At 74.6% G+C, this 13645-nt stretch carries 10 protein-coding genes, 2 tRNA genes and 1 other RNA gene; 7 read left to right on the top strand and 6 right to left on the bottom strand.

Annotated elements, in window-relative coordinates:
* The first annotated feature begins 47 nt into the window (after positions 1 to 47).
* The 5 genes from ACH4C6_RS16775 (at position 48) to ACH4C6_RS16755 (ending at position 3861) form a co-directional block, all read left to right on the top strand.
* Complete coding sequence (locus ACH4C6_RS16775; RefSeq protein WP_398109295.1) at positions 48 to 1019, top strand: ABC transporter ATP-binding protein; 972 nt, start codon at positions 48 to 50, stop codon at positions 1017 to 1019.
* Positions 1016 to 1819, top strand: a complete 804-nt coding sequence (locus ACH4C6_RS16770) for an ABC transporter permease (RefSeq protein ID WP_398109294.1) — start codon at positions 1016 to 1018, stop codon at positions 1817 to 1819. The genes ACH4C6_RS16775 and ACH4C6_RS16770 overlap by 4 nt, the downstream gene beginning before the upstream one ends.
* Positions 1820 to 1841: 22 nt before the next feature.
* A complete protein-coding gene (locus ACH4C6_RS16765) occupies positions 1842 to 3143 on the top strand; it encodes a sensor histidine kinase (protein ID WP_398109293.1) in 1302 nt (433 codons plus the stop codon).
* Positions 3140 to 3763 (top strand): response regulator, encoded by a 624-nt coding sequence (locus tag ACH4C6_RS16760; RefSeq protein WP_369197561.1) that lies wholly within the window; start codon positions 3140 to 3142, stop codon positions 3761 to 3763. The genes ACH4C6_RS16765 and ACH4C6_RS16760 overlap by 4 nt, the downstream gene beginning before the upstream one ends.
* A 22-nt stretch (positions 3764 to 3785) precedes the next feature.
* Positions 3786 to 3861: transfer RNA gene (locus tag ACH4C6_RS16755), tRNA-Gly, on the top strand.
* A 42-nt stretch (positions 3862 to 3903) separates the two neighbouring features.
* Here the strand turns inward: ACH4C6_RS16755 and ACH4C6_RS16750 are convergent.
* The 6 genes from ACH4C6_RS16750 to ffs all read right to left on the bottom strand — a co-directional run bounded on the left by ACH4C6_RS16750 (position 3904) and on the right by ffs (position 13049).
* Entirely contained in the window at positions 3904 to 4803 is a 900-nt protein-coding gene (locus tag ACH4C6_RS16750) for a phosphoribosylaminoimidazolesuccinocarboxamide synthase (protein WP_398109292.1), read from the bottom strand.
* A 69-nt stretch (positions 4804 to 4872) separates the two neighbouring features.
* Entirely contained in the window at positions 4873 to 6351 is a 1479-nt protein-coding gene (locus ACH4C6_RS16745; RefSeq protein ID WP_398109291.1) for a N,N-dimethylformamidase beta subunit family domain-containing protein, read from the bottom strand.
* Positions 6352 to 6794: 443 nt separating this feature from the next.
* The gene (locus ACH4C6_RS16740; protein ID WP_398109369.1) at positions 6795 to 8759 is read right to left on the bottom strand and encodes a hypothetical protein; all 1965 of its coding nucleotides are present in this window, start codon (positions 8757 to 8759) and stop codon (positions 6795 to 6797) included.
* A gap of 337 nt (positions 8760 to 9096) precedes the next feature.
* Complete coding sequence (gene purD, locus ACH4C6_RS16735) at positions 9097 to 10347, bottom strand: phosphoribosylamine--glycine ligase (RefSeq protein WP_398109290.1); 1251 nt, start codon at positions 10345 to 10347, stop codon at positions 9097 to 9099.
* A gap of 122 nt (positions 10348 to 10469) precedes the next feature.
* Entirely contained in the window at positions 10470 to 12860 is a 2391-nt protein-coding gene (locus tag ACH4C6_RS16730; protein WP_398109289.1) for a DNA polymerase III subunit gamma and tau, read from the bottom strand.
* Between the two features lie 92 nt (positions 12861 to 12952).
* An RNA gene (ffs, locus tag ACH4C6_RS16725) (signal recognition particle sRNA small type) lies at positions 12953 to 13049 on the bottom strand.
* A 72-nt stretch (positions 13050 to 13121) separates the two neighbouring features.
* On the opposite strand from ffs, the gene ACH4C6_RS16720 reads away from it, so the two are divergent.
* Positions 13122 to 13209 (top strand) — tRNA-Ser (locus ACH4C6_RS16720).
* Positions 13210 to 13358: 149 nt separating this feature from the next.
* The gene (locus ACH4C6_RS16715) at positions 13359 to 13580 is read left to right on the top strand and encodes a hypothetical protein (RefSeq protein WP_333931599.1); all 222 of its coding nucleotides are present in this window, start codon (positions 13359 to 13361) and stop codon (positions 13578 to 13580) included.
* Positions 13581 to 13645: the final 65 nt, after the last annotated feature.

The raw sequence follows: 13645 nt of genomic DNA, 5'->3' as shown, positions 1-13645 counted from the left end.
GACAGCGCGCACTGCTCACGGCCCCGTACGGGCGGAACGCTGAAGGCATGGAAACCAACGGACACGAGCACGTGATCGAGGTCACCGACCTGCGGCGTGTGTACGGGGGCGGGTTCGAGGCGGTCCGCGGGATCGGCTTCTCCGTCCGGCGCGGCGAGATCTTCGCGCTGCTGGGCACGAACGGCGCGGGCAAGACGTCCACCGTCGAGCTGCTGGAGGGACTCGCGGCGCCGGCCTCGGGCCGCATCCGGGTCCTCGGCCACGACCCGTACACCGAACGGGCCGCCGTACGCCCGCGCACCGGCGTGATGCTCCAGGAGGGCGGCTTCCCGTCCGAGCTGACCGTCGCCGAGACCGCGCGGATGTGGGCGGGGTGCGTGAGCGGCGCCCGGCCGCCCGCCGAGGTGCTGGCGCTGGTCGGGCTGGAAGCCAGGGCGGGAACCCGGGTCAAGCAGCTGTCCGGCGGCCAGCGGCGCCGGCTGGACCTGGCGCTCGCGCTCCTGGGCGACCCCGAGGTGCTCTTCCTGGACGAGCCGACCACCGGCCTGGACGCCGAAGGCCGCCGCGACACCTGGGAGTTGGTCGCCGCCCTGCGCGACGGCGGCACGACCGTGCTGCTGACCACGCACTACCTCGAGGAGGCCGAGAACCTCGCCGACCGGCTGGCGATCATGCACGAGGGACGCATCGCCACCACCGGCACCCCCGCCGAGGTGACCGCGGCGGAGCCTTCGCGGATCTCCTTCGAACTGCCCGACGGCTACTTCGTCGGCGACCTGCCGCCGCTGGCCGAGCTGGGCGTGAGCGGCCACGAGACCGACGGCCGGACGGTCCGGCTGCGCACCCACGAACTGCAGCGCACGGCCACCGGACTGCTGACCTGGGCCGCGCGGGCCCGGGTCGAACTGCGCCGCCTGGACGTGCGCTCGGCCTCCCTGGAGGAGGCGTTCCTCGGCATCGCCCGGCAGGCCTCCGCGGACCACGCCGCGGGCACGACGACGAAGGAGTACGCGGCATGAGCGCCACCGGCACCACCCCCCGCCCCGCGACGGCGGCGACGACCCCGCTCAGCCGGATGACGGCCCTCGCCCGCGCCGAGCTGACCCTGCTCGGCCGGACCCGGGGCGCCCTCGTCGCCGCGCTGTTCGTGCCGCTCGTGCTGCCGGTCAGCGCCTCGCAGGCGGCCAAGGAGATGGACCTCGCCGAGGCCGGGCTCGACACGGGCACCTTCGTGCTGCCCGCCGCGATCGGCTTCTCCCTGCTGTTCGCCGTCTACTCCGTCCTCGTCGGCACGTTCGTCGTGCGGCGCGAGGAACTCGTCCTGAAGCGGCTGCGCACCGGTGAGCTGCGGGACGGCGAGATCCTCGCCGGAGCGGCCCTGCCGGCCGTGCTCACCGGGCTCGCGCAGAGCCTGCTGCTGGCGGCGGCGTGCACCGTGCTGCTGGACGTGGCCGCGCCCTCCGCGCCCCATCTGGCCGTCCTGGGCCTGCTGCTGGGGCTGGTGCTGTGTGCCGCCCTGGCCGCGGCCACCGCGAGTTTCACCCGGACCGGCGAGAGCGCCCAGGTGACGCCCATGCCGCTGATGATGGTCTCGATGGTCGGCTCGGGCATGTTCGTCCCGCTGCAGCTGCTGCCGGACGAGGTGGCCTCCGTCTGCGAACTGCTGCCGCTGACGCCCGTCGTCACCCTGGTGCGCGGGGGCTGGACCGGCGACCTGACCGGCTCGGAGGCGCTGGGCGCCGTCGCGGTCGCGGTGGCCTGGACCGCCGTCGCCGTGTTTGCTGTACGCCGGAGGTTCCGCTGGGAACCGCGGCGCTAGGCGAACCGGGAAGGGCTGACTGATGCGCGGGCCGGGCAGGTGGTGGCGGCGGAAGACCACGCCGGAGAAGGTCGAGACGTACACCCGGTGGTCGTTCCACTTCTTCGCGGTGATGGAGTTCTTCTCCGTCGGGCTGACCTCCGTCGCCCCGCTGGGCCCGCGGCTCGGCACCGCCGTCATGCTGGTGGTGGGCGTGCACGCCACCCTCTGCTTCGTGACCGTCTCGGCGGCGGTGGACTGGACGCGTGGCCGCCGGCCGCAGCCCGTCGGGCTGCTGTGGGCGCTCGCCGCCGTGACCGCCGTGATCGCCGCCGCCGCGATCGCCCTGGCCGAGCACGGACCGGAGGGCGAGGGCTTCGACACCGCCGCGGGCGGGGTCTTCGGGGTCATCCTGATCTTCGGCCCCGGCATCATCGCGCTCGGCGTCCGCGACCGGCGGCGCGCCTTCGGGATCGCGGCCGCCTTCGCCGCCGGCACCTGGATCGTCACCTTCGCCATCGGCGCCTCCGCGCTCACGGCCCTGTTCACGGCGCTGATCGTGCTGGCCGGCGGCATGTTCATCGCCTTCACGGCCGTGTTCTCGGTCTGGCTGCTCGACGCCGTGTACGAACTCGACGAGGCCCGCGAGACCCGGACCCGGCTCGCCGTCGCCGAGGAGCGGCTGCGGTTCGGGCGGGACCTGCACGACGTGATGGGGCGCAACCTCGCCGTCATCGCGCTCAAGAGCGAACTGGCCGTGCAGCTCGCCCAGCGCGGGCGGCCCGAGGCGGTGGCGCAGATGGTCGAGGTGCAACGGCTCGCGCACGAGTCGCAGCGGGAGGTGCGGGAGGTCGTGCGCGGCTACCGCGAGGCCGACCTCGGGTCGGAACTGGCCGGGGCGCAGGGCGTGCTCACGGCGGCCGGCATCGACTGCACGATCACCGGCCCGGTCCCGGCGGGGCTGCCGGCCGGGGTGCAGTCCGCCCTGGGCTGGGTCGTCCGGGAGGCCGCGACGAACGTCCTGCGGCACGGGGACGCGAGCTGGTGCCGGGTACGGCTGTCGACGGCGGAGGGGCGTGTGGTGCTGTCGGTGGAGAACGACGGGGCCGCCGCGGCCGGGCAGGGCTCCACCGGACCGGCTGGTTCCGGACCGGCTGGTTCCGGACCGGCCGGTTCCGGACTGGCCGGGCTGCGGGAGCGGCTGGCCGGCATCGACGGGACGCTGGAGGCCGGGCCCGTGGACAAGGGGCGCTTCATGCTGACCGCACGGATCCCCCTGCCCGCGCCCGCCGCACCGGCCGGGACGGCCCACGCCCGCGCGGGCGTGGGTGACATCACACGATGAAGGACGGGGGGACGACCGTGCGGCTGCTGCTCGCCGACGACGAGCACCTGATCCGGGGCGCGCTCGCCACACTGCTGTCGCTGGAGGAGGACCTCATGGTCGTCGCCGAGGCGGCCACCGGGCCCGAGGCCCTGGCGATGGCCCGGGCGCACCGGCCCGACGTGGCGGTATTGGACCTGCAGATGCCCGGGGCCGACGGTGTGAAGGTCGCCACATCCCTGCGCACCGAGCTGCCCGGCTGCAAGGTCCTGATCGTCACCAGCCACGGGAGGCCCGGGCACTTGAAGCGGGCGCTGGAGGCGGGGGTGCGGGGGTTCGTGCCGAAGACGGTCAGCGCCCAGCGGCTCGCCGAGATCATCCGCACCGTGCACGCCGGGAACCGTTACGTCGACCCGGAGTTGGCCGCCGACGCGATCGCCGCCGGGGACTCGCCGCTGACCGTGCGGGAGGCCGAGGTGCTGGAACTCGCCGCCGACGGGGCGCCCGTCGCGGAGATCGCCGAGCGGGCCGCGCTGTCCCAGGGGACCGTGCGGAACTACCTGTCCTCGGCCGTCTCCAAGCTCGGGGCGGAGAACCGGCACGCGGCGGTGCGGCTCGCGCGGGAGCGAGGTTGGGTATAGTGGTTCCCGCGCCACGGCGCATGCGAACGTAGCTCAGTTGGTAGAGCGCAACCTTGCCAAGGTTGAGGTCGCGAGTTCGAACCTCGTCGTTCGCTCCAGTGAGAAGCCCCCCGGTTCCGGCCGGGGGGCTTCTCTCGTGTCTACGACCAGTTCGTTCCGGTCAGGCGCTCGTACGCCTCCACGTACTTGGCGCGGGTGGCGTCGACGACCTGCTGCGGCAGGGGCGGGGGCGGCTGCTCGCTCCTGCGGTCCCAGCCGGACTCCGCCGAGGTGAGCCAGTCGCGCACGAACTGCTTGTCGTACGACGGCTGCGCCCGGCCCGGCTCCCACCGGTCGGCCGGCCAGAAGCGGGAGGAATCCGCGGTGAGGACCTCGTCGGCGAGGACCAGGGTCTCGCCGTCGAAGCCGAACTCGAACTTCGTGTCCGCCAGGATGATGCCGCGCTCGCGGGCGATGTCGCGGCCGCGGGAGTAGACCGCGAGGGTCGCCTGGCGCAGCCGGGCGGCGGTGTCGGCGCCGACCTGCCGGGCGACCTCCTCGTAGGAGACGTTCTCGTCGTGCTCGCCGACCTCGGCCTTGGTGGCCGGGGTGAAGATCGGGGCGGGCAGTTCGCTGCCGTCGGTCAGGCCCTCCGGCAGGGCAAGGCCGCAGACCGTGCGGGTCTCCTGGTACTCGGCGAGGCCCGAGCCGGTGAGGTAGCCGCGGGCCACGCACTCCACGGGGATCATCTCGAGGTTCTTGCACACGAGCGTGCGGCCCTCCCAGCCGGCGGGCGCGCCGGCGGGCAGGTCCGTGCTCAGGACGTGGTTCGGGACCAGGTCGGAGAGCCGGTCGAACCACCACAGGGACAGCTGGGTGAGGATCCGGCCCTTGTCGGGGATCTCGGTCGGCAGCACCCAGTCGTAGGCGGAGATGCGGTCGCTGGCGACCATCACGAGGTCGCCCGCCTCGTTCCGGTACAGCTCGCGCACCTTGCCGGTGTGCAGATGCACCAGACCCGGCACCTCGATCGGCTCGGGCTTTTCGACGAATCCGGACACGGTTCCTCCCCGTGGTGATGTCCAAGTGGCTCGATTCTCCCGTACGGGAGGCCGGGCACGGACACGGGGTCAGTCGCGTTTGCAGATGCGGTCCAGGAGATTCGCGGTCGCCCGCTGGATCCGCTCGTCGACGTGGCCCGGGCGGTCCAGGGCCGGGGACCAGGCGAACGTTCCTGCTGCGAAGACCCAGGCCCCGGAGGGCGCGCGGTACAGGGAGGTCTCCTGGTGGCGGCGCGTGCCCTCCTTGTCGGTGTACGGGGAGTGGGCCAGCAGGATCCGCTCCTCGTGCTCGGGCAGCGGGGTGCGCGGGAAGTAGCGGTCGGCCTCGCCCGCCACCAACCCGTCGATCTCGTCGCCCTCGTGGGCGCCGGTCGCCTCCCACAGCCAGTGCCCGGCGTTGCGCACGATCAGCGGGTGCGGCTCGGGCACGGGCCCGGCGTACTGGATGCCCAGGAGCTGCTGCTCCGCCCGGTCGACCTCCCGCCACAGCACCGGCTTGCCCGGGCCCCTGCGCTTGCGGCAGGTGAGCAGGCGGTCGGGGACACCGGAGGGCGAGGGCCCCAGTTCCACCTGCCAGTACAGGGAGTTGGCGGACAGGAACACCAGTGAGGTGCCGGCGTCGCGGGCGACCTCCACGGTGCGGCGCATGTCCGCCGACCAGTACTCGTCGTGCCCGGGGAAGACCAGCCCGCGGTAGCGGGCCGGATCGACACGGCCGGCGTGCAGGTCGGAGGCGTGGGCGTAGCCGAGGTCGTAGCCGTAGCGCTCGGCCCAGCGGATGACGTCGTAGGCGTGGCCCACGTGCAGGGGGAGGCCGGCGCCCGCGTAGGGGCGGTCGAAGGAGACCGTGGTGGCGGCCTGCGACTCGCCCAGCAGACGGCCCGTGCCGTCCCAGGCGTGGTAGAGGCTGGCGCCGGTGCGGCCGTCCTCCGGATAGAGGTTGTACGCCTGCCAGGTGACGTCGGGCAGCACGAGCAGCAGGTCGGCGGGCTGGTCGTGCCGGACGGTGAAGGGGACGTGCGAGCGGTAGCCGTCGGCGGTGGTGAGGACCGCCACGTACGCCCCGACGTTCCAGTACGAGGGCACTTGCAGGCGCCAGGACAGCCACCAGTGGTGGCAGGAGACCGTGCGGTCGGCGGTGAGCGGCGGGGGCTGCACGATGCCGGACAGGCGGGGGCTGGTGGTGATCTTCGCGGCGCCGTCACCGCCGTAGTGGCCGATGCGGTAGATGTCGACGCCGAACTCCTGCGGCGGGTCGACGGTGATGTGGAAGTCGATGGCCTCGCCGGGCGCGACCGCGCCGGTGGAGGTGAAGCCCTTGATCTGGAGGCGCACGTCGTCCGCCGCGCGGGGGCCGCCGCCGGAGCGGGTCCCTTTTGCCGACCCGGGGGCCGCGTCCTGGTCGACGTACCAAGGGACGACCTGGCCGGTGTCGTCGAAGTACGTCACATTGCCGCGCAGCCAGGGCACCGGGCCCTGCCCGAAGGGATCCGTCACGCCGTGTGCCAGTGCTCCCGACTCCCAGCGCCGGGTCTGCTCCGAACCCATGGTGGCTCCCCTCCCCTTGGCCCCCGTGATCGTCCGTACCGGTGTGCGCTCTCTGGTGCTGTGCGTGTGGTGCGTGTAGTGGTGCTGTGCGTGCTGTGCGTGTGACCGTGGTGCGGGTGGTACGAGTCGCGCGCGTGGTGCGTGCCGGGCGGCGTGCGCGCCGCGTGCCCCGCGCGGCGCTCGGTTGCCATGCCGGGTGGCCGGCCTGGTGCCGCCAGGCCCTCGCGGGTCGTGCGAGCCGGTCCGTGCGGTCCGTACCGTCCCGCGATGTCCGCGGCCCGGGAGGCGTGTGCGACTCCGCGTGCTTATGTGCTTGTCGTATTCCGCCCGCCCTTGCCACGCGCGTGACGCTCCCAGCACATCACATGACGCACGCGTTCCGTCACTGTTCGTTGTGAATTGGCCAGAAGCGGAAGGTGCTGCTCCGCGGCGGACGCAGTCCCTCAGCCGAGCCGGACCGGCTTCTCCGGGCGTATCCCCAGCTCGGCGAGCCAGGTGCGCAGCGGGACCGCGTTGCCGTCCTCGATCAGGGTGAGCACCTTGGGGGCCAGATCAGCCGCGCGCTCGCCCTCGACGAGCAGGGTCGGGCCGTCCAGCCAGTCCAGGCCGGGCGCGGCACCCGCGCTGTCCATCGCGGCGCAGCAGACCATCGCCGTGAGGTGGTCGGCGAGCAGCTCGCGGGCCGTGCGCGGCGGCTGGAGCGGGAAGAGGGGCAGGGTCCGGTCGTCCCAGAGGGCCGCGGGGTCGGGCCCCGGGGACGCGGCGGGGGTCGCCGGGCCGGGGCCGGCGGACGCCGCGTGCGGGGGCGGGGCCTCCTCGCGGGCCAGCTCGGCGCTGAGCCGGGCGGCCAGCGCGGCGCTGCGGGGAGTGGTGTCGGCGAGGTCCTCGTCGTCGGCGAAGGCCGGTGTGCCGCTGTCCCCGGGCCGGGGGGCCTCGGCAGCACCGCCCGTCGTGGTGCCGGTGGTCCCGGACGCCGGTCCGGCGGCGCCGGTCCCCGGTGTGGCGCCGCTGCCCGCCCCGGGGGCGGCGGATGCGGGCGCCGGGGTGGCGGGGACGGCGCCGGAGGCGGAGGCGGCCGGGCTGTACCCCGGGGCCGTGATCGTGCAGGGCGGGCCGGGGGGCCAGGCGGGGTCCGGCTCGGTGAGGTGGTCGAGGACCCGGGACAGGGTCGGAGCGGCGGAGGCCGGGGGCGTGTCACCGGTGGCCGGGCGGACGCCCATGGCGTCCAGGACCCGGTGCAGCCGGGCGGCGTCCAGGCGCCATGTGCGGTCCACGACCTCCTCCGGGTACGCGCTCCAGTCCACGGGGGACCAGTCGGGCCCGGACCCGGACGGGCCGCCGTGGAAGAGGCGGGCGGCGAGCAGGGAGGCGGCCTCGTCGACCGAGCCCGGCTCCTCCAGCAGGTCGCAGGCGGGGCGCTCGCCGAGCCGGGACGCGAAGCCCTCGGCCAGGCGGTCCCGCCGGGACAGCTCCGTGAGCGCCGCGACCACACCGGCGTCCAGCCGGGACGGCCAGCGGCCCATCCGCCAGGCCGGCAGCGCGACCCGGGTCAGCAGCCGGTCCCAGCCCGCGTAGGCCAGGCCGACCTGCTCCTGGGCGACGATCCGCAGCCCGTAGTCCACAGCCTGTGCACGCTCCGCGGCGGCCGCCGCCACACCCCGCTCCATCTCGGCGGCGTGCACGCGGCAGCTGCGCAGCAGCGCCCGGGCCACCCAGCCGACCCCCGCGAGCACGGCCCGGGTCACCGGGTCGCGCCGGGGCGCCGAGGCCACGGCCACGGCGGCGTCCAGACCGCGGACGAAGCGCCGGGCGGCCGCTATGTCCGGATGGGCCGAGGGCCCCGTACCGGCGACGACCGGGGCGAGGACCGCGCGCAGTTCGCCGACGCGCATCCACCACAGGAACGGGGAGCCGATGACCAGGACCGGGGCGACCGGCTGTCTGCGGTGGGCGTGCCGTCCGGAGCCCGCTATGTCCTCGTGCTCCTCGGCCGGCGGTGGGCCGTGCGCCGGGTGCGTGCGGTCCTCGAGCCAGCTGTCGCAGTCCGGGGTGAGCGCTATCGCGGAGGGTGCCGGGACGTCGAGGCGGTCGGCCAGGTCGCGCACCATCCGGTACAGGTCCGGGGCCGCCTCCTCGGCGATCGGAACGGTGGGGCTCAGGGCGGGCCGGGCCCGCGCCACGACCAGGGCGACCCCGCCGGCGAAGAGCAGCACGAGCGCCGCGACCGGCGTCAGGGCCCAGCGGGCCGCGTCCCACCCGGAGCCCTCGAGACGGCCGCCCGCGGCGCCCGCCAGCAGGATCACGGCGACGGCGGCGGGCAGCAGGGCGACGGCCAGCGCACGGCTGCGCATGCGCAGCACGACCAGTGCCCGCGCCCGGGCGGCCTGCGCCCCTGCCTCCACACCCATTCCGGTCACGACCGACCTCACCCCCTCCCCGTAGACCTGACGCTTCCCTTGCTCACTCCCCCACTGTGGCACCCGTCACTGACATCGCAATGCCGGTGGGCCAAGTGCCGGAACGCTTGCGCCGCACCATAGTTGGGGCTCCTCCCCCCGTCAGCCGGATACGGCATCGGTCACTCGATGGAATGGCTTTGGGGAGAGCTGATGACGGACGGCACGACGATCGGGTCACCCCGCGCCGACGCCTCCCGGTACACGTCAGGCCCCGGATCCTGAGACGGATCCGGGGCCTGCGGGGTTCATCGCGGCCGGACGGGCGGTGTCCGCCCGGCCGGGGGAGTTACGCGCCGGCCGCCTTCGCGGCGATGTCCGTGCGGTGCTGGGACCCGTCGAGGCGGATGCGGGCCACGGCCGTGTAGGCGCGGTCGCGGGCCTCGGTGAGGTCCTTGCCGGTGGCCGTGACGGACAGCACCCGGCCGCCTGCGCTGACCACGGCGTCGCCCTCCCGCCGGGTGCCGGCGTGCAGCACGTACGCGTGCGGGGCGTCCTGGGCGGCGACCTCGTCCAGTCCGGTGATCGGGTCGCCGGTGCGCGGGGTGCCCGGGTAGTTGTGCGAGGCGACGACCACGGTCACGGCCGCGTCGTCGCTCCAGCGCAGCGGCTCCAGGTCGGCGAGGGTGCCGGTGGCGGCGGCCAGCAGCAGACCGGCCAGCGGCGTCCTCAGCCGGGCCAGCACGACCTGGGTCTCCGGGTCGCCGAAGCGGGCGTTGAACTCGATCACGCGCACACCGCGCGAGGTGATCGCGAGACCGGCGTAGAGCAGCCCGGAGAACGGCGTGCCGCGCCGCCGCATCTCGTCCACGGTCGGCTGGAGCACCGTCCGCAGCACCTCGTCGACCAGCTTCGGGTCGGCCCAGGGCAGCGGCGAGTACGCCCCCATGCCGCCCGTGTTGGGACCCTCGTCGCCGTTCAGGGCGCGCTTGAAGTCCTGGGCGGGCTGGAGCGGGACGACCGTCTCGCCGTCGGTGACGGCGAACAGGGAGACCTCCGGGCCGTCGAGGTACTCCTCGATGACCACGCGCTCACAGGCGGCGGCGTGCTCCCGGGCGGCGCTCAGGTCGTCGGTGACGACGACGCCCTTGCCGGCGGCGAGGCCGTCGTCCTTGACGACGTAGGGAGCGCCGAAGGCGTCGAGTGCGGTCTCGACCTCCTCCGCCGTCGTGCAGACGTAGGACCGGGCCGTGGGTACTCCGGCCGCCGCCATGACGTCCTTGGCGAAGGCTTTGGAGCCTTCCAGCTGCGCGGCCTCGCCGGACGGGCCGAACACCGGGATGCCCGCCTCGCGCACGGCGTCGGCGACACCGGCGACGAGCGGCGCCTCCGGGCCGACGACCACGAGCTCCGCGCCGAGCCGGGTGGCCAGCGCGGTGACGGCGGTGCCGTCCAGGGCGTCGACCTGGTGCAGCTCGGCGACCTCGGCGATGCCGGCGTTGCCAGGGGCGCAGTACAGCGCCGTGACGTCGGGGTCGTGGGACAGGGAGTGGCACAGGGCGTGTTCGCGGGCGCCGCTGCCGATGACGAGGACCTTCACGGGGTCAGCCTAACGGCAGCGGCCGGTTCCCCTTTGTGCGGGCTTCCGAAGACCGGGGACGGACGGGTCTGGATGATCCTACGAGCGGCACGCGGGCGGGGCCGTATCGGAGGGCGCGCCCGCTACTCGTTGGTGAACTCCTCCACGACGGTCGCCCCCAGCTCCCTGACGATCAGCTCCTGGCCCGACAGCGCTGATTCGTCCAGGTCCGGGTCGTCGTCCTCGGGGATGTCCTCCTCGACGGAGACGTGGCGCCGCTGGGGTGCGGAGGGCTGGGGAACCGGCGTCGAGGGCGCGGGAGCGGCCTGCCGGGCGGGGGCCGCCGGGGCGGCCGCCTGCGCGGGGGCGGGGCGCTGGGCCGTCGCCGTGGCGCCACCGCCGCCGGAGCCGCCGCCCCAGGTGCCGGAGCCGGTGGCCGCGGCGGAGCCGCCGTAACCGCCCGGGGCCGGGGCCGGTGCCGCGCCCGGGCCGCCGCCGAAGCCCGCGGGGCCGCCGGGGGCCGGTGGCGTGGAGCCGCCCGAGGGGTCGACGATCGCCTCGATCTTCCACTGCACGTTGAACTGCTCGCCCAGTGCCTGGCGCAGCACGTCCTCGCTGCCGCTGCTGAGGAAGTTGTCCCGGGCGCCCGCGTTCACGAAGCCGAGCTGGAGGGTCGTGCCGTCGAAGCCGGCGACCTGGGCGTTCTGGCTGAGCAGGATCCAGGTGAAGCGGCGGCGGTTCTTGACGGCCTCCAGGATGTTCGGCCACAACATGCGCGGGTCGAGCCCCCCGGCGGGGGGCGCGGCGGGAGCCGCCTGGGGCGCGGCCGCAGCAGGGGACTGCGGGGCCTGCGGGGCGGGCGCGGGGGTGCTCGGCGCGGGGGCGCCCGACCCGGCGGGGCCCGTCGCCGGGGCGCCGGAGGCGGAGGCGCCCGGGGTGGCGGTGGGCCAGCCGCCGGGGCGGCGGCCGCCACCGGCGGACGCGGCCGTGGGCCACGCGCCGGGAGCGGGGGCGGAGGCCGAGGGTGCCGGGGCCTGCGGCGGCTGCGCGGGGTGCGCGGGTGCGCCGCCGGGGCCGGGCGCGGGAGCGGAGGGGGTGTCGGCGGGTACGGCCGGGGCAAGGCCCTCGGCTGCACCCGCGTCGGCCGGGGAGGCGCCCGGGCCGGTGGGGTTGGGGGCCGCGCCGGTCGGGGCGGGGGCCGTCGGGGCGCTGCCCTGGTCGACGGGGGCGCCGGGGCCGCCGGGCGTCCGGACCGCCGCGCGGGCCGCGGCCGGGCCGCCACCGGGCGGGACCGGCGGGGCGGGCTGTGCATGGGCCTGCGGCCCGGGCACGTAGCCCATGGCGGGCGCGCCCCCCGCGGGAGCCGCGGAGAAGCTCACGCCGCGCTCGACGCGGTCCAGGCGGGCCATGACGGACCGCTCGTCGCCGTAGGCGGCGGGGAGCAGCACACGCGCGCAGATCAGTTCGAGCTGGAGCCGGGGCGAGTGGGCACCGCGCATCTCCGTGAGGCCCTCGTTGACCAGGTCGGCGGCGCGGCTCAGCTCGGCGGGCCCGAAGGTGCCGGCCTGGGCCTGCATGCGCTCGACGACGTCGGCCGGGGCGTCGATCAGCCCCTTCTCGGCGGCGTCCGGCACGGCGGCCAGGATCACGAGGTCGCGCAGCCGCTCCAGCAGGTCGGCGACGAACCGGCGCGGGTCGTTGCCGCCCTCGATCACCCGGTCGACCACCTCGAAGGCGGCGGCCCCGTCACCGGTGGCGAACGCCTCGACGACGGAGTCGAGCAGCGAGCCCTCGGTGTACCCCAGGAGGGACGTGGCCATGGCGTACGTCACACCGTCCGAGGCGGCGCCGGCGAGCAGCTGGTCCATGACGGACATCGAGTCACGCACGGATCCGGCGCCGGCCCGCACCACGAGCGGGAGCACGCCGTCCTCGACCGGGATGCCCTCCTTCTGGCAGACCTCGCCGAGGTACTCCCGGAGGGTGCCGGGCGGGACGAGCCGGAAGGGGTAGTGGTGGGTCCGGGAGCGGATCGTCCCGATGACCTTCTCGGGCTCGGTGGTGGCGAAGATGAACTTGAGATGCTCCGGGGGCTCCTCGACGACCTTCAGCAGCGCGTTGAAGCCGGCCGACGTGACCATGTGGGCCTCGTCGATGATGTAGATCTTGTACCTGCTGCGGGCCGGTCCGAAGAAGGCCTTCTCGCGCAGGTCACGGGCGTCGTCCACGCCTCCGTGGGAAGCGGCGTCGATCTCGATGACGTCGATGGAGCCGGGGCCGTTGCGCGCGAGGTCCTGGCAGGAGTGGCACTCGCCGCACGGGGTGGGCGTGGGGCCCTGCTCGCAGTTCAGGCAGCGGGCGAGGATGCGCGCACTGGTCGTCTTGCCACAGCCGCGCGGCCCGCTGAACAGGTACGCGTGGTTGACCCGGTTGTTGCGCAGCGCCTGCTGCAACGGGTCGGTGACATGCTCCTGCCCGATGACCTCGGCGAAGGTCTCCGGGCGGTAGCGGCGGTACAGAGCGAGAGACGACACGCCTACGAGGTTATAGGCGGCCGGTGACATCGGGCCCCGACCCGGAGACGGGCGGGGGCGGAGAGCCCGGAGAACCCTGGGCCGCCGCGGAACGCAGACGCCCCCCACGCACCCGCCAGAGCCGACCTACCCTTGCTGCCTTCCGGCCCTGGGGGAGTTCAGTCAGATAGCGCCGCGTGAGGGGCTGCGCCAAGGTTACCTGATGTCGGGGGCAGGGAACGAGTTCGCGAGCACTCCTCTCGGTCATGTAATGTTCCCAGCGGAGGATTCGCCTAGAGGCCTAGGGCGCACGCTTGGAAAGCGTGTTGGGGGCAACCCCTCACGAGTTCGAATCTCGTATCCTCCGCCAGTGCCTCACCGGGCACGATGTCGAAGGGCCCCACCGTTCGCGGTGGGGCCCTTCGACGTGGTGGGTGGGGCCGGTGTGCCGGCGTTTCCGGGAGATCCGGAACGGGCAGGGGCGGTGCGCCGGGCGGTGTTGGCCGCATACTGGGGGCAATGACTAAGCCTTCAGCTCCGAAGCGCCATCTGCCGACCAGCCCCTTCAAGGCCCCGGTCGCACCGGCCCCCAAGCACTTCGCCGTGGGAGACCAGGTCACCCACGACATGTACGGCCTCGGCCGCGTCATCGGCATCGAGGACGGAATCGCGGCGCTCGTGGACTTCGGTTCCGCGCCCGTGCGGATCCCGAGCCCCTACGCCAAGATGACCAAGCTGTAGTCCTCCGTGCCGGGACACGGCACGCACGGGCCCCTCGCGGGCCCGCTCAGGAAAAGAGACCTCTC

Source organism: Streptomyces sp. NPDC017943, from assembly GCF_044328425.1.
Classification (GTDB): Bacteria; Actinomycetota; Actinomycetes; order Streptomycetales; family Streptomycetaceae; genus Streptomyces; species Streptomyces djakartensis_A.
This window is presented reverse-complemented; position numbering and strand designations above follow the sequence as displayed.